The 22025-nt window shown below is 40.3% G+C and carries 20 protein-coding genes; 7 read left to right on the plus strand and 13 right to left on the minus strand.

Annotation, left to right across the window (positions count from 1 at the left end; all coding sequences use genetic code 11):
• Nucleotides 1-140: 140 nt before the first annotated feature.
• The 4 genes from JOC49_RS02155 to JOC49_RS02170 all read right to left on the minus strand — a co-directional run bounded on the left by JOC49_RS02155 (nucleotide 141) and on the right by JOC49_RS02170 (nucleotide 6341).
• A complete protein-coding gene (locus JOC49_RS02155) occupies nucleotides 141-2948 on the minus strand; it encodes an Ig-like domain-containing domain (RefSeq protein ID WP_204661733.1) in 2808 nt (935 codons plus the stop codon).
• A gap of 307 nt (nucleotides 2949-3255) precedes the next feature.
• Entirely contained in the window at nucleotides 3256-4692 is a 1437-nt protein-coding gene (locus JOC49_RS02160; RefSeq protein ID WP_204661735.1) for a S41 family peptidase, read from the minus strand.
• 28 nt (nucleotides 4693-4720) lie between these two features.
• Nucleotides 4721-5092, minus strand: a complete 372-nt coding sequence (locus JOC49_RS02165; RefSeq protein ID WP_204661737.1) for a hypothetical protein — start codon at nucleotides 5090-5092, stop codon at nucleotides 4721-4723.
• The gene (locus JOC49_RS02170) at nucleotides 5067-6341 is read right to left on the minus strand and encodes a DUF1576 domain-containing protein (RefSeq protein ID WP_341534642.1); all 1275 of its coding nucleotides are present in this window, start codon (nucleotides 6339-6341) and stop codon (nucleotides 5067-5069) included. Before JOC49_RS02170 ends, JOC49_RS02165 begins: the two co-directional genes overlap by 26 nt.
• A 315-nt stretch (nucleotides 6342-6656) precedes the next feature.
• Here JOC49_RS02170 and JOC49_RS02175 point away from each other — a divergent pair, with 315 nt between their 5' ends.
• The 5 genes from JOC49_RS02175 to JOC49_RS02195 all read left to right on the plus strand — a co-directional run bounded on the left by JOC49_RS02175 (nucleotide 6657) and on the right by JOC49_RS02195 (nucleotide 11026).
• Nucleotides 6657-7871, plus strand: coding sequence for an ATP-binding protein (locus JOC49_RS02175; protein ID WP_204661739.1), 1215 nt, complete (start codon nucleotides 6657-6659; stop codon nucleotides 7869-7871).
• A gap of 110 nt (nucleotides 7872-7981) precedes the next feature.
• Nucleotides 7982-8833, plus strand: a complete 852-nt coding sequence (locus JOC49_RS02180; protein WP_204661740.1) for a GNAT family N-acetyltransferase — start codon at nucleotides 7982-7984, stop codon at nucleotides 8831-8833.
• A 275-nt stretch (nucleotides 8834-9108) separates the two neighbouring features.
• Nucleotides 9109-9384: a type II toxin-antitoxin system prevent-host-death family antitoxin gene (locus tag JOC49_RS02185; RefSeq protein WP_204661742.1), complete on the plus strand. Its 276-nt coding sequence runs from the start codon at nucleotides 9109-9111 to the stop codon at nucleotides 9382-9384.
• A gap of 1 nt (nucleotide 9385) precedes the next feature.
• Nucleotides 9386-9694: a type II toxin-antitoxin system RelE/ParE family toxin gene (locus JOC49_RS02190; RefSeq protein WP_204661744.1), complete on the plus strand. Its 309-nt coding sequence runs from the start codon at nucleotides 9386-9388 to the stop codon at nucleotides 9692-9694.
• 120 nt (nucleotides 9695-9814) lie between these two features.
• Complete coding sequence (locus JOC49_RS02195; protein ID WP_204661746.1) at nucleotides 9815-11026, plus strand: IS256 family transposase; 1212 nt, start codon at nucleotides 9815-9817, stop codon at nucleotides 11024-11026.
• 454 nt (nucleotides 11027-11480) lie between these two features.
• On the opposite strand, the gene JOC49_RS02200 is transcribed toward JOC49_RS02195, so the two are convergent.
• On the minus strand, nucleotides 11481-11747 hold the full coding sequence (locus JOC49_RS02200; RefSeq protein ID WP_204661748.1) for a type II toxin-antitoxin system RelE family toxin: 267 nt from the start codon (nucleotides 11745-11747) through the stop codon (nucleotides 11481-11483).
• Nucleotides 11744-11962, minus strand: coding sequence for a type II toxin-antitoxin system RelB family antitoxin (gene relB / locus JOC49_RS02205; protein WP_204661750.1), 219 nt, complete (start codon nucleotides 11960-11962; stop codon nucleotides 11744-11746). The genes JOC49_RS02200 and relB overlap by 4 nt, the downstream gene beginning before the upstream one ends.
• A gap of 309 nt (nucleotides 11963-12271) precedes the next feature.
• On the opposite strand from relB, the gene JOC49_RS13335 reads away from it, so the two are divergent.
• Nucleotides 12272-12403, plus strand: a complete 132-nt coding sequence (locus JOC49_RS13335; RefSeq protein WP_279381180.1) for a hypothetical protein — start codon at nucleotides 12272-12274, stop codon at nucleotides 12401-12403.
• A gap of 46 nt (nucleotides 12404-12449) precedes the next feature.
• On the opposite strand, the gene JOC49_RS02210 is transcribed toward JOC49_RS13335, so the two are convergent.
• The 3 genes from JOC49_RS02210 to JOC49_RS02220 all read right to left on the minus strand — a co-directional run bounded on the left by JOC49_RS02210 (nucleotide 12450) and on the right by JOC49_RS02220 (nucleotide 15729).
• Nucleotides 12450-12812 carry a four helix bundle protein gene (locus JOC49_RS02210; RefSeq protein WP_204661752.1) on the minus strand — a complete coding sequence of 121 codons (363 nt, stop codon included), beginning with the start codon at nucleotides 12810-12812 and terminating at the stop codon, nucleotides 12450-12452.
• A 188-nt stretch (nucleotides 12813-13000) separates the two neighbouring features.
• The gene (locus tag JOC49_RS02215) at nucleotides 13001-14887 is read right to left on the minus strand and encodes a hypothetical protein (RefSeq protein WP_204661754.1); all 1887 of its coding nucleotides are present in this window, start codon (nucleotides 14885-14887) and stop codon (nucleotides 13001-13003) included.
• Complete coding sequence (locus tag JOC49_RS02220) at nucleotides 14884-15729, minus strand: hypothetical protein (protein ID WP_204661756.1); 846 nt, start codon at nucleotides 15727-15729, stop codon at nucleotides 14884-14886. Before JOC49_RS02220 ends, JOC49_RS02215 begins: the two co-directional genes overlap by 4 nt.
• Before the next feature lie 118 nt (nucleotides 15730-15847).
• On the opposite strand from JOC49_RS02220, the gene JOC49_RS02225 reads away from it, so the two are divergent.
• The gene (locus JOC49_RS02225) at nucleotides 15848-17506 is read left to right on the plus strand and encodes a histidine kinase N-terminal 7TM domain-containing protein (RefSeq protein ID WP_204661758.1); all 1659 of its coding nucleotides are present in this window, start codon (nucleotides 15848-15850) and stop codon (nucleotides 17504-17506) included.
• On the opposite strand, the gene JOC49_RS02230 is transcribed toward JOC49_RS02225, so the two are convergent.
• From JOC49_RS02230 to JOC49_RS02245, 4 genes are all read right to left on the minus strand, one after another.
• Nucleotides 17499-18137, minus strand: a complete 639-nt coding sequence (locus JOC49_RS02230) for a response regulator transcription factor (RefSeq protein ID WP_204661760.1) — start codon at nucleotides 18135-18137, stop codon at nucleotides 17499-17501. The genes JOC49_RS02225 and JOC49_RS02230 overlap by 8 nt on opposite strands.
• Nucleotides 18134-19075 carry a hypothetical protein gene (locus tag JOC49_RS02235; RefSeq protein ID WP_204661762.1) on the minus strand — a complete coding sequence of 314 codons (942 nt, stop codon included), beginning with the start codon at nucleotides 19073-19075 and terminating at the stop codon, nucleotides 18134-18136. Before JOC49_RS02235 ends, JOC49_RS02230 begins: the two co-directional genes overlap by 4 nt.
• Nucleotides 19076-19303: 228 nt before the next feature.
• Nucleotides 19304-20527, minus strand: coding sequence for a nucleotidyl transferase AbiEii/AbiGii toxin family protein (locus tag JOC49_RS02240; RefSeq protein ID WP_204661764.1), 1224 nt, complete (start codon nucleotides 20525-20527; stop codon nucleotides 19304-19306).
• The gene (locus JOC49_RS02245) at nucleotides 20518-21318 is read right to left on the minus strand and encodes a DUF6577 family protein (protein ID WP_204661766.1); all 801 of its coding nucleotides are present in this window, start codon (nucleotides 21316-21318) and stop codon (nucleotides 20518-20520) included. Before JOC49_RS02245 ends, JOC49_RS02240 begins: the two co-directional genes overlap by 10 nt.
• Nucleotides 21319-22025: the final 707 nt, after the last annotated feature.

The following is a 22025-nucleotide window of genomic DNA, read 5'->3' on the forward strand; positions in this document are numbered from 1 at the left end:
ACTCCTTTAAATTTGATTACCGCTTCTATTATACACTAGACACAAAAAGAAGGAAACCCAAAAGGCTTCCTTCTCGTTGAATTTAACGTATTTGTAATTGTAAAAAAAAGAAGACCCGAAGGCCTTCTTAGTTTTGTTGATTATTCAGCTAATTTCAATGTTCCAGAGAATTCGAAATCTGCTAATTCGTTAGCTACAGCAGCATTATCAGCGTAATTAACATTTTCATAGAATTTCAATGAATAAGCTTTACCAACTAGGTTAGTTCCATCAGCATATCCATCATAAGTAAATGTCAACTTAGCAGGTGCTTCACTACCTACTGTAGTATTTTCTGGAGTATAGCTTACTACTGGAGTTACTAACTCACCATTGATATCTAATACTATATTTGATACCACAGTAGTATCTGGAGTGTCTAAGTTTTCTGTCAAGTTAACAACGATTACAGCTTTAGTTGTAGTAGTATCAAATGTAGCACTTGCAACTTTAACTGCTGTTGGAGCAATTGCATCTTTAATTTCAACGTTTGCTTGTGGATCCTGAACTTTATTACCATAAATATCTGCTAAATTTCTAGCAATTACTTTTATATAAGGTGTTGCAGTTCCAACTTTTGCACTTGTAGTAAGTTTTTCATTAAGTGTTAATTCAATATAATCATAAGTTGAATTATAAGTTGCATTAATCACAACAATTGTTTTATCTTCTGTCGCATTATCAGCATCATGGTCATAAGTCACAACAAAATCTGATGGACTTAATGTAGCTGGATTAATATTCTCTTGAATATCAAATCTTACCTTATCAGTTGCAACTGCTCTTGCATTGGTTACAGTAAGATCTACTTCTCCAGTAAAATCTGCAGGGACTATAACAGCTGAAACCATTTTGTTTCCAGCAAGATCTGTAACATTCATGATAGTTACAGTCTCGATTTTATACTCACCAGCTGTCAAAGAAGCAGCAGCAACTTTAGGAATTACAATTTTAACAGTTTTTCCATTACCAAGCAATGAAACTGTATTCGCTTTTCCAAGAGCTACAGGAGAATCAACGCCAGCAACTTCTTGAACAAATGAATAATTTGCTTTGTCAAGTGCTGTAGCTGCATCCACTTTTTCGCTAAATTCGATATACAACGCACCATTAGCTTCATCTGTAGCAGGTGCATAAGTTACTTTACCAGTTGTAATTACCGGCTTAGTTAAGTCAGCAATCTCAAGAGCAGAAGAATAAGGAACCATCTTATTTTCTTGAGGTGTTTTGTCTTCAAAGTCTTTTACTTCAATTGTAAACTCACCTGATGCGAAACCTGTAGCTGCTGTCGCTGTAACAACCAATTGAGTTTCAATATCGCCAGCAGTATTTGTATTGTATGCCAAAGCATTCAACGCAACTGCATCGCCATCTTCATCTTTAATTGTTACTGTACCAGTAGCTAAATCAATTTTTTTAGTAAATGTAATTAACAATTCACCTTGATCTTCAACAGAAACTGAAGTTACTTCAGGTCTTACTAAATCAATTTCAGGAATTACTGAGAATTTAAGATCATCAGCTTCATTTCCGTAGAAATCAGTTACACCTTTAAGTGTAATTTCAGTACCAGCAAGTGGTAATGCGTCAAAAGTTAATTTGAATGTTACATCATCTTCAGTAGTATAAGCGCCTGGAGTTCCAACAGATGAAACTGTAAAGTTCTTTTCTACTGGCTCAGAGAACACTACCATAACCACTTGTTGTGTTGCATCGTAGAATGAAACAAGTTCAGGAGCTACTTTATCTTCAGCTACTACGATTTGAGTGTTGTTAGAAACAACTTTGAAACCAGCAAGGTCAGTAATGTTTGTGCTTGCAGAAACTGTATGCACGCCATCAGCCAATCTACTTGTCAACTCGAAAGATACTGTTCTTCCAACTGCTTTGATTGTAGAACCAAACAATTTGTCATCAATTCTGTAGTTGCTTAAGATACCAGCAGTATTTTCATCAACTGGCTCAGAGAATACAACTTCAATTTTTTTGTTACCTTTAACAGTTACTGATTCTACTACTGGCGCAGCAAAGTCATTAGCTGTGAAAGCTTTTACAACATCTTCAAGTACAAATGCATTTACATCTGTAATTTCAGCAATTTCTAATTCATATGCTGTTTGGTTTTCTAACTCACCATCAATTGTGATGCGAACTGTCATGCCATCTTCCAACAATGCAACGCTCTTAATAGTAACGCCAGCAATTGAGAAGTTTGCTTTATCAAGTTCATCTTCATCGATCATGTTGTTGAATGTTACTTCAACTTCGCCAAGGTTGTCAGCTACTACATCGCCTACAACTTCAAGGTCAGTAATAACAACAGGTACTTCTTCTTTACCTTGTCTTTGAACAAGTGTTAAGCCATCTTCGCCTTGAACTTCAGCTACAGTTGAGTAAAGTGTAACGAAAACGTCTCCTCTTGTAACTTCAGCTATAGAAGCGAAGTTAATACCAACTTCTTCAGCAAATGTTGGAACGTTAGCCCAATCACCAGCTTCTTCTTCATAGCCTAAAACTCTAAGCATAGCTACGAGTAACTCTTGTCCAGAAACTGGATCTAAAGGTCTGAATGTGTTAGGTGTACCATCACCAATCATCCATCCGTTTTCTTGAGCATATGCTACATAAGGCACAGCCCACTCGCTGATTTGATCAGCATCTTCGTAGTCAGGAGCACTTTCCCAAGCCAACGCTTCAGCTTTGAGGTTTGCTACTGTGGCATAAATTTTTGCCAATTCTTCTCTTTTAAGAACTTCATCCAACATTGGATTTCCGTTCTCGTCCCCATCCACGAATTCATAACCCTTAAGTGCATCAAATGCAGTCTCAGGTGTCATGTCGTTCGCGAATACAGGCACCATTCCTAGTACAAGCACGAATGCAAGGACTAAAGATAATACTTTCTTCATGTGCGAATTCCTCCCTTTTAATTAGGTTTGATTTTTGCTTCCTTTTACAGAAGAGAGTTTTGTACAATAACCCCCTTCCGAGGCTAAAGCGCCGCCTCAGAACCGCGTTTACCCGCGAGGGTATATCGCAAAATCCTAGTATTGATTATATCACTACTGTAGAAGGATGGTCAATCAAACTCTTTTTATTGTAATAGAACTGTAAAGGAACATAGCCCCTTCACTCTGGCTTAAGTATACACCTTTTCAGGGGCTTTGTCTGTTACACCTCTATGACAAACGGTTACGTTTAAATGACAGGTGTCTGTCAATTCAAGGCTTCTATGGCCTTTTGAAGCTGAAGGTCAACCGCTACGCCAAGTTGTCCCATAAGGGCTGCGTCCAGCGTCTCAACCGTTTTACCGTCTATAGTCCCAGTTACAGGAATTTGGTAATCCTTTTGAAACTGTCTCAGGGTTTCACGGGTCACTGGCCCAAATCCACCATCAGCCTCCAATTTATAGCCCAGAAGCTGAAGTCTTTCTTGAAGGGCATAGACATTAATAGAAGCGGTTCCCTTCTTTAAATTGAAAGGCACCAGCTGAGACACGTCCACTGTCATGCGATTTGAAACCTCAATATCCGGTTTCACGCCCACAGTATCTACTTTATACCCATCTGACAGCAAATATTCAGCAATTGTAATTTTTATGCCACCGCCAGTGTTGAGCGGGTACAGACTTTGTACCGTTCCCTTTCCGTAGGTGTTGTCACCCACCACAATTCCAGCACCCGTTTGCTGAATGCTTCCTGCAAAAATCTCAGAAGCGCTTGCTGATCCGCCATTTACAAGAACAGCCACTTCCACAGGGGCTTTTTCACGCGTTGCCCGGTAAGTCCTGTCCGTTGCCCCACGATAATCTATGGTTACAATCTCCTTGCCAGGTGCCACAAAATAGTCGCTCACATAAATAGCGACATTTAAAAGGCCACCTGGATTGTTTCTCACATCCACAATCACTTTTTCAATGTCATTGTTCACCATATAGGCCATGGCCTTGTCAAATTCCGAATTGGTCTTGTCGTTAAAATCCGTCAACTGAATATAGCCAATGCCTTCTTCCAAAACTTCATATTCCACCGACTTTAAAACAATTAGGCCCCGTGTAATGGTTACTTCAAACGCATCTGTATGACCTTGTCTTAAAATCCCAAGGGTGACATCTGTTCCAAGTGGCCCACGGATCAAAGTTACAGCCTTTTCAGTGGTAAAGCCTTCAGCATCTTCCCCATTAATAGACACAATCTTATCGCCCGGCATAAGCCCCGCCTTTTCAGCAGGTGTTCCTTTTAAAGGCGCCACAACTTCCACATAGCCACTTTGACCAAGCGTAATCGACGCCCCAATGCCATAAAATTCACCTTCTATTGAGGTGTTAAACTCACTGTACTCTTCCGGTGTAAAATACGTACTGTAAGGATCCAGCACATCAAAGACACCCTTGTACATGCCTTCAATTAAATCGTCCCGGTCAACTTCCTTATAATAGTTGTTTTCCACCATGTCCATCATAAATTCCAAATAGGACGTATAATCCGCCTCTGTGGAAGACGTATTGCTCACAGGAATTGTAACAGTCTCAGCGAATATAATCGGGGAGATTGCCATTACCACAAACAAGAGAACCAGCAATAGCGCAAGTGCACTCTTTAAAAACGCGCGTCTCTTCTGCTTTGCCAGTTTCTTGGCCTTTCTTTGCTCCATAATGTCGCCACCTTTCTCTTTTTCTTTCTTATCGATTCAGTCTAATGAGCTCCATATACAAATTGCCCCCTCTAACTTCAGCTTTTGCACTGTCAATCATGGCGCTAATAAGTGTCAGCTCATCGTCTTCATCTGCTTCACCAGCCAGTTGCCAATAATACTCTTCAATTTCAGACTGTCTCTGTCTGTTAAACATCGCACACAAGTGCTCAATATATTCCGGATCAAAATGCGTATTGTAATCAATGATTCGAATCACAGACCGCTCTTTTTCCGTAATAATCTTAAAATCAATTTCATTTGTATCTTCCTTTAGAAACAAAGTCGTCAGTTCATCCACAATCTTACAGACTTTTTTAATCTCATGCCGCATATCAATCGTCTCCTCTTTTAAAGGCATCTATGATGGGCAGCATAAAGGCAGCCACCATACCCCCTGAAAATCCATTGTTATATAGATTGATTCCCCCATGCACCACACCGATGTTGGTTACAACCGTTAGGTGCAAAATACCTGCTATAACACCCACAACCGGCCCAAATTGACCCGCTATCGGCGCAATGGTTGTGCTAAAAAGTGCCGATATGATAAATCCAGTACTTGAAAAATCATACCCAAAAAAGAAACCGCCCAGCAAAACGCCTAAAACTATGGGAAAACAGTTCTTCGGATGCTTACCAAAAGCCCCAAAGCCCACAATTGTCATAATACCCGCTATAACCGGCCCATTGACAATGCCCCCAAGCGCCAGTACAAAGCCAAGGCTCAAAAGCCCCATAATTCCCATATTGATAAAGGTAATTCCGTATCCCACCAAACCTGGAAAATCTGTAATGGTACGGCCCTTATATTTTAATATGGACCGGTACTGAATCAGGCCCTCTTTATTGATCCAAAGACCCACCAGAATCAAATACACAAAAACAACCGCAAACAGCACGACAATCCCCACATTGTGCTCTAGATACAGTATATTCTTGGCTTCAATATTAATATTGAAGTTTCGCATAAAACTGGTAAACACAGTTCCAATAATGCCTGCCGTAAAGCCTATATTATAGAGGTTATACCCATCGTGAAACCTTAACATATGCGACGACAGCGGTACAATGATAAAGCCAATGGCAATGCCCACAACAATCCCCATCACATAGTTAAAGCCACTGTGAAAAATGCCCCCATACGTAATCTCACTCACAAGTGGCGCCAGAGCCGTTGAAAACATCACCACCAGAATTACGTTCTTCATGGGAATGCCCTGATACTTAGCGTATAAATACCCACCCAAGTATATGGGCATAATGTTCAGGATATTCTTTCCAAAAAACGAAAACCCAATAACAGTAAACACAGCTGCCACCAGCAACCCATTTATCCGCATCTTATAGTGCTTTAGCAAATAAATGTTAAAAAAACCAACAAGCGCGGCATTGACAAAGGATGCACCAATACCGCCTACTTCAAGAAAGTCCGTCAGCAGGGTCGTGGGAGATTGCACAATGTCCAAAATACCTGCCACAACGCCCTTCTCACCCACAGCCCCCATAACAAGACCATAAATCAAAAAAGCGAGCGGCACCGCACTTAGTATCAGAAGCCTCTGCTCCTTGTGCAACTCACGCTCTTTAAACTGTTTATAGGATACCACGCATTCACCTCGATTTCATAGATATTGTAACCTCTATTATATGAGAAATCCCCTTGAAATGCAACTGCACTATGCATAGGGGCACCTTCCACGAGGCGCAGCCTCATTCTCCGGGCCTTCAGGCCCTCTCCCCCATGGCGAAGCCATACTCAGCCTGCCAAATGCACATTCCACGAGGCTTCACCCCATTGCTTGAAGATGGTAAACTTTCGTTTAATTTAAAATAGAATTTTAATTCAACAGAAAAGACTTGTTTGGAAAGTTTTTATCGTGTATTCTAAAATTGAAGTTTAATCTAGCGGAAAGAGGTGTCTTATGTTTATTGATCGAGCGCTTGAATCAATTGTAGAAGAAGTTTCAAATACATATCCTGTATTACTTGTAACCGGCCCTAGACAAATTGGAAAAACAACCTTGTTAGAACATGTTTCGAAGTCAAATCGAAACTATGTCACCTTAGATGATCCCATGGCGCGTCAACTTGCGAAAGACGAACCCGCCTTATTTTTACAAAGATATACACCCCCTATTACAATTGATGAAATTCAATATGCACCCGAATTACTCCCCTATATCAAAATCTATGTGGATAAACATAAGCGTATGGGAGATTTTTGGCTCACTGGGTCGCAAATGTTTCAAATGATGAAGGGCGTTAGAGAAAGTCTTGCAGGGAGAGTCGGCATTATTCCTATGCAAGGCCTCTCTCTATCAGAGATAAATGGTTTACCAAACACCCCATACAAGGCAGATATAAACAGCATGATGGATAGGCTTAAAATTGCAAAGAAGATGTCATTAACGGACATTTACACATTGATCCATAAGGGTTCAATGCCTGCGCTTCATCAAAATAATCAAAATATAGAAAGGTATTATGCTTCCTATGTGGACACATACATCCATCGGGATATTAGAGATTTGACGCAAGTAGCAGATGAAATGCAGTTTCAGCGTTTTTTAACAGCCTGCGCCGCACGCACAAGCCAAATGGTTAATTATAGTGATTTAGCAAAAGACGTTGGTATTTCATCGCCTACAGCAAAACACTGGTTATCTCTTCTTGTCTCTTCTGGCCTCGTTGTTCTTATTGAACCCTATTTCAATAATGCCTTAAAGAGAATTATCAAAGCACCTAATATGTATTTTATGGATACAGGTTTATGCGCTTATTTGACACGATGGACAACAAGTGACTCTTTAGAAATTTCAGCAATGTCTGGCGCTTTTTTTGAAACTTTTGTTGTCTCTGAGATTATCAAAAGTTACTTGAATTCTGGCAAAAGACCACCAATATACTATTATAGAGATTCTGATCAAAGGGAAATTGATCTTATCATTGAAGAAAACGGGAATCTTCATCCTATTGAAATTAAAAAAAGTGCCCATCCTAGAGAAAAATCCGGACGTCACTTTTCAGTTCTTAACAAAGTCGACGCCCACGTCTCTAAAGGTACCATCATTTGCATGAGCAATGATTTAATGCCAATATCAAACAACACATGGGCAGTGCCTGTTTGGTTGATTTGAATGTGCCCTCAACGCTTCAAAGCATCAATCGACGCACCGATCCAACATTTGATTATATAGACGTATAACGATAATTAAGAGATTTATTATGCTACTTTGAGGAGAAATGTATGAATTATGTTACCAATTACAAGAACGTTGAGGCACTAAGACTTTCTTTCTGCGCACTAGCGCTGGACACCTTCGGCATATCCTTTGAGCCTTGGTATCAAGCAGGCTACTGGAGTGATGCCTATATGCCTTACAGCTATGAAGTGGATGGTAAAGTGGTTGCCAATGCCTCCGCCAATCTCATGACACTTATAATCGAAGGCTCAGAAATCTCCGCCATACAGATTGGGACGGTTATGACAGATCCTGCCTATAGACGCAGGGGGCTTGCCTATGATCTGATTGGAAGAATCATAGATGATTTTAAGGATAAAGTGGCTTTTTTCTATCTGGCTGCAGATGAAGAGGCTGTTCCACTTTACACAAAATGTGGCTTCAAGCCGATACAGGAAGTTAAGTATACTTGGCAAAATCCGATTGGAAGCGGTGTGTCTTTAGAGCCTATCTCGCTTTCGCTTGAGTCTTTGATTGAGCAAAAAAAGCATTCCGCACTTAAAGGTGCAAAACTTGAAGTAACCGGCGATGAACATATACTTGCATTTTATTACCATCACGGCTTCGATCAACGCATATACCGCCACGATTCAGGGGTTATTTTGCTCGCTGCAGTTGAAGAGGATAAGAAAACGCTTACTTTATATGATTATTTTGTACCTCAAAATGTTTTGGATTTTAATTTATATGATTTGCTGAAAAGCACAAATGCACAGACCGTACATTTTGCGTTTGATGCAGAGGGATTGGTCGCTGGACTTGAAAAAAGGACCATTGGAGACAGTGGTTGGATGATCAGAACGACGGGAAAGGCATTTCCAGAGGCATTTAGTTACAAAAATTTGGCACAGGCGTGAGATTATAAATGGTGTATGATTTATCTAGAAGTATAGGATGTATCAGAATACTGAGAAACTGCGTGTGAATTAGCAGAGCTGCTGGGGGATCTACCTTCGGTTCGCGGAGAGGTTTATCTACAGTTTCCCTTCATTATCTCGCAGCCATACTCAACGCACCAAAGGTGCCCTCAACGCTTCAAAGCATCAATCGACGCACCGATCCAACATTTGATTATATAGACGTAGAATGATATAATATGACCATAGATGACCATAGAAAGAAGGTGTGAATTGTGGAAGCATATATTAGACCATCAGCAGATTTAAGAAATCATTATAATGAAATATCTAAGCAATGTCACGAAACTAGAAAGCCTGTTATTATTACTAAGAACGGAAGAGGTGACACTGTAGTAATTGGTCTCCAGGACTATAAACAATTAACTGCTGAGCTAGAATTACTACGTACATTAGCCGAAGCACATGATGACGTTGAACAAGATAGAGTAGCCCCTATTAAAGACACTTTTAATGAGATCAGAAAAGCTTTATTAAGTCGGGATGAATAGAATGTATCAAATAGTCCGTACTGAAAAAGCAGATAATCAATTAAGAGATTTATTATACTACATTGCTGATGATTCTGGTGACATAGAAATAGCCTTAAATTATCTTAATAAGCTTGAAAAAGCAATTATGAGGCTTTCTGATTTTCCTGATTTAGGAAGCATTCCAAGGTATGCGATTCTTAGAAAACAGGGATTCAGAGTCTTAATTGTTGAGAAAAATTTAGTCTTCTATAAAACAAATCATACTCATAAAGAAGTCATAATATATGCTATTGTTGATGGAAGACAAGAGTATCTAAACTTAATCTAATGATTTGAAGATAAAGTCCGTATAATGGTGTAAAAAGAAATTTAAAACAAAATGAGCCAAATGCTCATCCTCGGTTATAATAAATGTACCACCAAATACTTAATCGAGGAGATGAACATTATGGCTCAACTAAATATTACACTGGACACGGAACTTTTGCACGGACTTTTCACAAAAGATACCAAAGATGAAGCTTTTTCTAAACTTTTAGAAACTATTTTGAATCAGGTGCTTCTTGCACAGTCATCCGAGCAGCTAGGAGCTGAACCTTACGAACGGTCTGATGACCGCGTCGCTTACCATAATGGCTTTAGAGATAGAGATTTAACCACTCGTATTGGTACAATTACTTTAAGAGTCCCACGCCATAGAAACGGAAATTTCAGTACGACTATGTTTCAGCGTTACCAGCGTAGTGAACAGGCTCTTGTTCTTGCGATGATTGAAATGGTTATCAACGGTGTATCAACAAGGAAGATTGAAAATATCACAGAAGAACTTTGTGGTAAGTCTTTTTCGAAATCTACTGTATCCAAGCTTTGCGAACACTTAGATCCAATAGTCGATAAATTTAAGCAACGACCACTTGAAAAACACTATCCCTTCGTCATTGTTGATGCTTTGTACTTTAAAGTACGTGACAACGGAAGGGTTCGCTCAAAAGGTTTGCTCATTGCAACAGCGGTAAATGAAACCGGTAACCGTGAAGTCATTGGCTTTCAAATAGCTGATACGGAATCCGAAAGTAGCTGGGGAGAATTCTTTTCTTCTCTTAAACAGCGAGGGTTATCTAACGTAGATCTCATCGTTTCAGATAATCACAAGGGGCTTGTAAATGCAATCAAAAAACACTTTCAAGATACGGCTTGGCAACGTTGTCAAACACACTTCTCAAGAAATGTACTTGATAAAGCACCCAAGAGCCAACAGCCTTTGCTGAAGAAACATTTGAAAAGTATTTATAATGCCATCAGCCTTAAAGAAGCAAGACGGTTAATGAAGGAAACACTTCAAACTTTTGAAGATAAAGCCCCTAAATCGATGATTGCTCTCGAAGAGGGTTTTGATGATATCATGGCAGTTATGGAACTTCCAGAGAAGTACCGCAAGCGCCTTAGAACAAGTAATAGTATCGAACGACTCAATGAAGAAATAAGGCGAAGAGACCGAGTGATTCGCATCTATCCAAATGAAGCTTCCGCAATTAGACTTATTGGAGCCCTACTGATAGAGCAAGATGAAAAATGGTCATCCGGTAGAAAGTATCTGGATATGGATGAATATTATGCTTATATCAATGAACAACCAGCAATAAAAGAAGATGCTGCATAGTTCGGCATTTATTCCACGGTGTTGTTGACAGCGAGCCTCTGCTGATAAGATGAAATGCATCGAAAGCATCCCATCATTGGATAGGCCACAAGTAAAGATTCATGAGGGCTGCTTGGCAAATAGCCTATCATATCAGCCCTCACTGTAAACAACCTTTCGCGGCATAAAAGCTGCTTCCAATAAATCTCAAAGTAACCAGAGGGAATTTACACACAAATATGGACTTGACTTGATTTGAAATCATGGTAATTTTTATTATATATTCTAAAATTGAAGTCAAATCACAGCTATGTCACCTTAGACGCTGCGAAGGTGCACTTGACGAGGCGCAGCCTCATTCTCCGGGCCTTCAGGCCCTCTCCCCCATGGCGAAGCCATACTCCACAGCAGCTCCGCTGCAATTGTTTTCCTAACCACCTATCCCCTATCCCCTAACCAACTAACCAACTAACCCCTATTTATATACATCCCGTCTATGACCGACTTCTACAACTGTAATAACCACAATATCATCTTGAATTTTAGCTAAGATACGGTAATCACCCACTCTGTATCTCCATTTATCATTTAAGTTTCCCTGTAATGCCTTTCCATATCTTCTTGGATCTTCACAATCAACTAATTTTTCCTCAACATATGAAAGTATAAAGGAAGCGATTTTCCTATCCATTTTCTTTAATTGTTTAAGGGCAGTTTTAGTATACTCTACAGAGTATTTCATAAACCAAGCTCCTTTTTCAATTCTTCGTGACTTATACGCTCCTCATCCTGCTCTTCTTCCCACACTTTGTCAAATAATGAAAGATCATATTCATCCTCAATTTTCTCTATGACAGCCTGACGTATGAATGTTGAGAGGTCCATATTATGAAGCTCCGCATATTTTCTTATTAGAATATCATCTTTATCATTCAATCTTAATGAAACTGTACCCATACCAACACCTCCAATTCGTATTACATTGTATTACATATTCATTATATCATGGCCCTCTCTTACCGTCAACTTAGCGAACTGCTCACCTCCTAATGACAAAGCCATAATCATCGAATCAAAGGTGCACTTGACGAGGCGCAGCCTCATTCTCCATGGCGAAGCCATACTCAACGCACCAAAGGTGCCCTCAACAGCAGCTCCGCTGCCACTGTTTCCCTAACCAACTATCCCCTAACCAACTATCCCCTAACCAACTATCCCCTAACCAACTACCCCCTAACCAACTAACCCCTAACCCCTAATATAAACATGTCTAAAATTGGCGTCTTCTTCCCATTGGGTACAAATATGCATCTTCTGCAAGTTATTCAAGAAGGGGATATAAACGCACCAAGCCCATTTATAGATGCAATTAATGCCATATTAACGCAAGGAAATTAACCACCAATACCACTAAAAAAAGCCTTAGATTAAGGCTTTTTTTGGTTTAATACCGTTTTTCTTTTAAATACTTTTTATACTTGCTCATTTTAATCGATAAAACTTCTGCATTTTGTATAAATTTATCAAGTTCTAACGCGCTTATATAGTCCATATCATAGGCAATTTCAGACTGGCAGATAAGTTCCATAAGAGAACCATACGCAATGCTGATAAAATACGCCTGTTCTTTATTTGATGCTCGGCTAGTGCCTTCTGCAATATTACTGGAAATGGACACAGCAGCGCGATTCATTTGCTGAACAAGTGCATACCGCTCACCATTTGGAAACTTTCGGGTCATCGAATATGCTATTTTTACAATTTCTTTAGACAACTGATAAATCTCCAATCTCTGAAATCCAAACATATAAACTCCCTAACCAAGACTTATACACAGGATAACATTTTTGGAATAATTTGTAAACGTAATTCTTCTAGCATTGCCGCAGTTAACGCGACGCTAGCCGCAACTCCCCGGGCCGTCAGGCCCTCTCAACGCGCCGAAGGCGCCCTCAACAGCAGCTCTGCTGCTAACTCACCGCGCCGAAGGTGCCCTCACTCCCACCAAGGAGGTATATGTTCGCCATCGTCGTGTGAAAAGATCCAGACTGTGTTATAGGTTTCGGGAATCTGGAAAATGGAATCGTCAGATGGTACAGGCTCTTTGACTGTATATGTGACTAAGTTATAGGCTTCTGAGTCATTTCCCATATAAGGGTCGTGGAGGTAGGTGGTGATGGTGTCAAATTTTTGAGTGGCAAGGTCTATGTGGTAATCGTACCGCTGGATCATGCCACTGACATTGCCAGAATCGATTTTATCAAAGGTGTAGATGATACCGGTATCTGTTTCTGTCCGTTTTCTAAAGCCGAGTGTGTCAAATTGAAACCACTGGTGCTCATAGACAGAGGATGGATACAGGTAGACGGTTTCTTGACTGGGAACAATGACCTGGAAGGCATCGCCATCCCGAAATCGGATCACTTCAATGGCATTGCCATTCATATCTTCTGTCAGTTCATATTCTGCCAGAGTGGCCATTTGGTCGCCATTAAAGGTTAGGGTATACCCATTTCCACTGGCTTCATCCAAAAGCTCAATGTCAAAATAGCCGGGTATAAAGGTGGCCTGAAAGCCTTGACCAAAATCAACCCCATATGGATTGTCTCTAAAGTAGAGGGATAGGGTCCTGTCCTGATAAACGAGGTCTTGTCGCGGGAAAAAAGTACTGAAAGGCACTTCTTCAAGGCTAATGTCCTCAAGCTGAGTCCACTGGGCCAAATTCTCATCTTCTAAGTAGACTTCCTCACGCACCACTATCCCGTAAGTAAGCGAAATCCATTGCTTTACCCACATTCGGTCTAAACTTTCCGGATTGTACTTAACCACATAGAGAGCAGGATGCCCGTTTAAATCTGTAAGATAACAGGTTTCTATAGACGTTTCAGGTGCCATAACCAAGGGATTATGGCTTAAGGCAAACGGCAAATTCACGGCAGGCACATACAGCATGGTTCCTACAAGTAAGGGATCGCCGCCCTCTGCATTTGCCAGCTCGCTTGCTTCGTAATAGAGTTCCATCATTGGATCATAATAATAAAACTTGGTCTGGGCGTCATCAAGAACAACCTTTTCCGCAAAATAATCTTCCCTGAGCCAAACGGTTTTTGGGGCATCATCTGTAAAAGGAGCCTTGATGAGATAGGCCGCCTCAATGGATGGAAACCCCTTATGCTTAGCGCTTGACCACAATTCAAGGCCAGTTTTCGTAACGTCAACTGTGATTAGACCCGTCGATAAACGACTTGGCTGGATGGCCACAGGTGTCGCCGAAAATTCTGGCGCTTCGTCTAAGACTACAAAAGTTGGCGGACCGGTCTCAGGACTTGTAGATGGCTCCGTTTCAGCCGCCTGAGTTGTGGCATTTGGATGGGATGTATTTTGAAGAATCATAATCACTTCGGATTTTCCAAATAGGACCTGAACGAGAATTTGTTCAATGTAGTCGTCCCCCTCCGCCACAAAGACATCATCAAAGAAATACCCATAAGCATTGTTATAGTCAGGTTCTGGCCGACCTGTTGCTTCCTGATAAAAGGCCAAGACGTCCTGATATTCCTTCATGACAGTGTAGGTAATTTGAAGGCGTTCAATCCCATCATATGTGGGCTCCAGTTCTTCAAAGAACATGTCCTGGCTGCCAGGCATAATATAATTGTGAACCAGTGTGTCCGCGCCAATGAGATCTACAAGTGGGACATTTTCAATCGGTTCTGTGGTATGCGTGTCTTCAGTGGTCGTTTCAGAAACTTGGCTTGTTGCCGTTTCACTAGCACTGGTTTCAGATGCGTCTGCAGGGGTATCGCCCCCACAGGCTGTCACCACAAAAGACACTACAAGGACCATAATCCAAAGGTTTGCTTTTTTAAACCGTTTAATCATGGCGTTTCCTCTTCATCTTCATCGTATTCGTCATAGAAATCCATGTTAAACATATCATCTAAGTCCATGAACTCAATGTCATCTGGTGGGGTGAATAGGTCTTCCGTCACCTCAAAATCACTGGAAATTTCATCAACATCGTACCCACCAATTACCGCACCATTAAAAACGGATTCAAATTTTAAAGGATACCAATATTCCGTAGAAATCCACTGACGGGTTAGCCATTCCCCTTCTCCAGTACTGGTTGACGATTCAATATAGACCACCTCGTAGCCGTTTAATTCTGTGAGTTCAGCATCTACAAGCATGCCGCCAAGATCTGTAAAAAGTTCTTCACCTAAAGTGATGTCTGCTTCTACGTATTCTTCATCTTCGTCGTCTTCCATGTCCATTTCATCATCGTCATAAAAAATCATACCTGCCCCATCTGTAACACTGTAAGAATAAAGGGCGCCTTCATCGGCATTATAAATCGCCACTTGTTCACCCATGTCACTCTTACTTTCTGTCCTATAATTGTCTTTATAGATGTAGGTAATGGTTTCAATGGTCATGCCTTCTGCATAACTTGTGCCTTTGAAATAAAGTTTATCCAATGTTCTAACGCTTAAGGCATCCAAGAGTTCTTGGCCTTTTTTCGAAGATAAATCTATTTTTTCGCCTTGACTTGCTTCAGTGGTTTCTTGTGGTGCGTTTGCTTCAGTAGTGGCCTCTGCTTGAGCGCCGCCAGCAGCTGATTCGGATACAGTTGCTTCTGGCTCAGTATCTCCAGAGTCCCCACACCCTGTTATGGCAAATACCAGTACAAAGACCAGCACCATAAAAATTACTTTTTTCATGTGCCCCTCCTATTCTCTTATTCCATTCATCTCAATTTAAGTTATACTATACTTAACAGTTTATTGGAGGCTAGGGTCATTTAACAAGTGCCCTACGTCAGCAAATTAATGCCAGTCCGTGTCTAAAGTCATATGGGAGTCTGTTATGTCCGCTGAAAAACTCGCTTTAAACCTATACACCATACTCTTTTTTCATATTCCAGCCATTGTTTTCGTGGCTTTTTTCACCTTGTATTTCGCCTATAAAGCGCCCAAAAATCAAACGTCTCGGAATTTTTTAAGCATTATGGGGGCCCTACTCATTTGGCTTCTTGCCAAAGTCCTAAAAACATTGGCCCCAACCCTCATGCTCAGATGGACTTTTGTGGTGGTTCAATATATTGGCGTTTATGCCCTGTCTTTTTTTCTAATTCGGTTTGCTTATTTCTACACAAAAAATAAACGGCCACCCTTGCTGGTTACCGCTTTAACACTAGGCCTTAGCGTGCTGAATTTTAGCCTTGTCCTAACCAATCCTATACATATGAGGTTTTACAGAAGCTTTGACCTCTATTACGACAAGTTTGGGCCCCTTTTTATGCCCACTCAAATTATACAATATGCCATGATTCTCTCTGCCGCCGTCTTACTGGTTGCTGGTTATCGACAGAACAGCGCCCCTATTTCCAAAAAATTTGTTGGCTGCTGTCTGAGCTTTTTCACCATTGCCCCACTTGTTGTGAATGTCTATTATATTTTATTTAAAGTGGTGGATATACCCTGGATTTTGCCCTTTGCCGTTTTTGATGTGACCCCTATATCCATTTCCATTTCTTTGATTTTCTTTATAATCCCAGCACTTAAAATGCGTTTTTTAAATCTAAGAACTTTTGCCAACCACCATATTTACCACCATTTGTCACATGGCATTCTCTCTTTTTCAGACGATGGCAGGATACACGCCTACAATGATTTTTGCGTGCGGCATTTCCCGGACCTGGCCAACCACAAGGATTTAAGAGTCTTTCTTCAAACGTTGGAAATTGAAGAAAAGCTCATAGAATATGGGCATAAAACGTATAGCCTCCACGTAGACCGGAGCCAAAAGGGCATGAACCACTTGTGGGTCCACGATGTCACCTGTTTAATTGAAAATCAAAAATCTCTTGAGCAGAAAAATCAGACCCTCCAACTGGTTAGGGACCATTTAAAATCCCACGCCAAAGCCAAATTAGACGCAGAGCTCCTTAAAATGAAATCCAGTTTTGCCCAAGACCTTCACGACATCATTGGCCACAGTCTAACGGTTTTTCTAGCCTCAAAAAAAAGCCTGCTTGACCACACGCAGACTTCTGATTTAAAGGCAGATTTATTGGCTTTAAAAGGCCTTCTACAAACAAGCACAAAAGCCATCACTGAAACGGTTGTCACACCAACAAACTCATTGAAAACTCTTTTTTCAACCCTTGAAATGCCCACTTTAAAAGTACATTTTTTATCAGAAGGTCGGCCTGTTCCATTGCCACACCAAACGGTTACAGTCCTCCATCGGGTAGCCCAAGAATCCGTCACCAATGCCATTAAACACGGGCATGCCCAGAATATCTTTTTCATCCTTCACTACCACGATGCGCATGTGAAATGTCGGATTTATGATGATGGGCTTGGGGCAAAAGACATTTCACCAAACATGGGCCTTCACGGTATAAAATCGAAAATTGCCGCCCTAAGTGGGGCTGTAGACTTCGCCTCAGATGGTAAAAAAGGTTTCCACACGGACATTACACTCCCTATATGATGCTGTTTTTCAGGGCAAAAAGCGTCAGCTGCGTCCTGTCTTTTAGGTTGGTTCTGGCCAATATGGCAGACACTTTATTTTTAATGGTTCCCTCTGTATAATTAAGGGCAATGCCAATTTCTTTGTTGGTTTTCCCTTCTGCAATCATTTTCATAATGGCAATATCATTCTTGTCCAATTGGACACCTTCGTAGTCGTAAAGTTCTTCTTTGGAAATTTTGTAATGCTTGTAAAACATCTGGTGCATGGTCTGGTCCATGACAAAATAATCGTAGGCAATGCACTCCAATATCTTAAGCAACAAGTCTTCATGGACATCCTTGGTGAGATACCCATCGGCCCCACAATCGAGGGCTTCTTTTATGGTTATGTAATCTTCAAATGAGGTGAGCATCACAACTTTTATGTTTGAATAAGCCTTCTTTACTTCCTTAAGAACTTCAAGGCCACTCGCCCCGGGCATACGCACGTCTAGCAGGAGCATTTCAACCTCTACTTCACTAATCCGTTCAAAAACTTCTTCTGAATTTGACCCCTCTCCCACTACGGTAAAGACTGGCGAGTCTTCAATTAACCTTTTCAACAAGTCCCTAAATAAGGTTTGATCATCTGCAATAAATACCCGAATCATAGCTTTTCCCCTTCATTTTGAGACAACTGATTGAGTGTGTCCCTTAATTTTTGGTACAGGCGTTCAGTCCTGTTCACCATCTCTTGAACCGCTTGCTTCCCCGTTTCAATTGTCAGCACAGGGTCCTCAATAACCACCGTCATCTGGTCTATAGTTGCCCCAATCTCTTCCAACAATAGGGCATTTGTTTCTGCAATAATTTTCTCTTTCTGTCTATCCTTCTGCACTTGTATGTCTTTATCAATTGCCCTATAAAAAGCAGCGTTGGCCTTGTCCAATTCCAAATTTGTACGTTCAATTTCTTGACTAAGGGTCTGTTCTTTCGTCACATCTGACAGGCTTACAATCCGCCCAACCCGGTCTCCACTTCGGTTTTCCACATAAGTGGTTTCAACCAGCAAATAAAAAGGGCCATGCGCCACCACATAAACGCCATCAGTCCCAGTATCTTGAGCCACATGCTCAGCCTGCCACCTCACAAAAGTTTGCCAATTCTCAAAAGATTCCTGATCCAACGCCAAACCCTTTAACTGTCCAAATGTATTGACTTTATTGCCCACCACATCAAACACAAAAATCAAACTGTCCACTTGATTCAGCACGCTCCCAAGGCTCACACTTTCATGATAGGTCTTCTTCAGCACCATTTTCTGATACAAGTATACGGTAAGTGCAAAAATCAATAAACTTACCGTTAACACAGCAGATACCCAAAAGGCCTGCCGATAAAAAGTGGAAATCGGCGCTTGAACTGCCACCCAATACATCATCATAAAAAATTGCGCCACCGTAACAACCCCTATAAGAGCAATCCCCACATACGTTCCCCAAAAATGCCGACCTTTAAAATAAACCCTAAAACCAAAAGCCATCAAGCTCAGCTGAACCAACAGCCCGATAACAATCCCTATAGACTTATGCAACCCTAAAACTTCCATATTCCCCTCCGAGGTTGCGACTACGTCGCGTTGAGTGCACTAGGTGCGTTGAGTATGGCTGACGCCATGTCAAGTGCGACTTCGTCGCGTAGAATGTGCCCTTGGGGCACGGAGAGTAACATTTAACGCACCTAACGCACCGAAGGTGCCCTCCACGGGGCTTTAGCCCTACTCCACGGCAGCTTTGCTGCCAATCCCCTATCCCCTAACCAACTATCCCCTAACCAACTATCCCCTAACCAAGTTAATCGAGTTTTCTGTTACCCGTTCAATATCTCTGAAATCAACAACAGTAACTAATTCCCATACAATCCTATCTATTTTTTTCTTAAAAATATCTACACTTAAGTTTTCAATGTTATTAAACTCTTCTTTTAATTTTTCTCTAACTTCTTTTATAGCTTTTCCTCTTTCAGGTCCTTGAATGTGAGGGAATTGAGCCTTTTCTAAATAACCAGATATCTCAAAAAAGTTTAATAGACTATTATTGTCCCTGAAGATAAATTCTTTCAATAATTCTAGTTGATAACCAACAATTGCCCATTGCGTTTTATTACGATTTACAGATTTTCTCAAATATAATGACTGAAAATCATTTGCTCTTGATAAAAATTCTGAATCATTCTCAATATTTTTGAGCCTATTAATTAGCAATTCCATATCTGCCAATAATACTTTCTCATCAAACTCAATAGAATGAATCACGCATTCTTCTCTTGCTACTTTCAAATAATTTGCTTTTATTGCCTCTTTCTTTTCAATTACTTCGCTAATATTTGCAGTCATCAACTCAATAACATCATAAATTTGCTTAACTTGTTCATCTGATCGATCATCGTGTATACCAATCGTATTAGGACCTAATGTAGTTAGCTTATCTGCAAATAAATTTTCAAATGATAAAAGATTAAACTCCTGATCCGTTTCTAGTGCAAACAGCTTAGGTTTTGACATTTTGTTTATGGAGTAATCACCTTTTAAATACATAAATTCTATTTTTACTTCTTGTTTGCCTCTCGTTGTAAAAAGTTCTTTATCCGTGCATATACTTGGAACTGTCTGAAAATAAGTATCTAGCATATCTAAGCCCACTCTTGGATTTTGGGGTTTGTACAATCTAAATTTGAAGTTTTCTCCCACCGTGACCAGTGTTTTTTCAATATCTCTTATGACCTCTAAAACTTCATCTTTACTCGCTAAACATACCATGTCAATATCTATACTTGTTCGCTGTGATGATATCGGCAAATAGAACTGAGTTGCTGCACCACCCTTTAGAATAATTTTATCACCAAGCCTAGACTGTAATTGTAAGAACATTTCTAAATCCCATATATAGAGTTCAAATTTTGACAATGAATTAAATTCACCTGCACGCATCCTCTTTTCAATAGCACTTCTATCAAAAGCCTTTTTACCTAGAATAAAATTCCCAACCAACTCTATTTCCATTTCTTAGCCTCCATGATTTGATTTTCCATAAATTCTAAAGTTGATTGAGAATATTTAGTTAGTTCTAGTAGCCATTTGATCTCTATATCAATCTTTCTATCTTTAGCAGATACATTCATTTTTGACATGACTATAGAATTGTTTCTTATAAGACTCTCATATATTCTCGATAGCTCATTTATTGATAATAAATAATCTAGTTTTGTTACAGCAAAGTAGAGATCTATAAACCCCTTTTCCTTTAATGCCAAGTTTTCGTATGCTAAATCAAAGTTTTTTCCACTTAATATTATTACATCAATTTTCGACTTAATCACTGGGTCTATTATGTGATTTTTATCCTTTTCTGTTAGTGCAAACCATCCTTGCTCATCTAATAACTTTTTCACAGCCTTCGTTTCATTTTCTTCAACAACAACCAAAACAGGGTATTGCTCAGGTATATGTAAAACTTCTCCTACAAGCACATCTAGGCCTGTTATATAAAAATCATAACCGTATTCTGACAGTACATCAAAGATTTTTTTTGATTTATTTTGAAGATACTGATAACCTGCAGCCATATTTTTTTCATCTTTAAATCCATATATTCCATGTCCAGTCTTTTCAAGTTTTCCCTTTTGTACAAGTGAATATAATCTCCACGATATTGTCTTTTTGTTTACATCAGGAAATAAACCATAAATATCTTGTATTCTCATTTCATTATTAGGTTTAAAATAATTAGATATTACTTGAAAAAATCTTTCCTCTACAGTAATGTTTTTTTCTTTCATGCTTTCTTCTTTCATGTTTTCGCCTCCAAATTTTTTATGACAAAACATAATTTTGCTTTATATGTTTTGATTATACCAAAACTTTATTGCCAAAACAATGTTTTGTTAAATATGTTTTGTTGACTCTAATGTACTGATAGAATAAAAACATCTCGTGACATTAGCTACTTCGTTGCCGGAACTATTGTGTCGAATAAATCCGTCCTTAACGCACCGAAGGTGCACTCAACGGCAGCTCTGCTGCCAATCCCCTATCCCCTAACCAACTATCCCCTAACCAACTATCCCCTAACCAACTATCCCCTAACCAACTATCCCCTAACCAACTATCCCCTATCCCCCAAAAAAAAACACTCCATGAAAACCGAAAGCTTAACACCTCCAAATCTTCACAAAGCATTTTTATCTTTTCAACGCAGTTGCACCTAACGCACTTAACGCACCGAAGGTGCACTCACCATGGCGTAGCCATACTCAACCGCAGCTCTGCTGCCATTCAACGCACCTAACGTACTTAACGCACCGAAGGTGCATTCACCATGGCGCAGCCATACTCAACGGCAGCTCTGCTGCCATTCAACGCACCTAACGCACCTAACGCACCGAAGGTGCACTCACCATGGCGTAGCCATACTCAACGGCAGCTCTGCTGCCATTCAACGCACCTGACGCACCTAACGCACCTGACGCACCTAACGCACTCAACGCACCAAAGGTGCCCT

Origin of the sequence: Fusibacter tunisiensis (assembly GCF_016908355.1) — a bacterium.
In the GTDB taxonomy this organism is placed as follows: Bacteria; Bacillota; Clostridia; order Peptostreptococcales; family Acidaminobacteraceae; genus Fusibacter_D; species Fusibacter_D tunisiensis.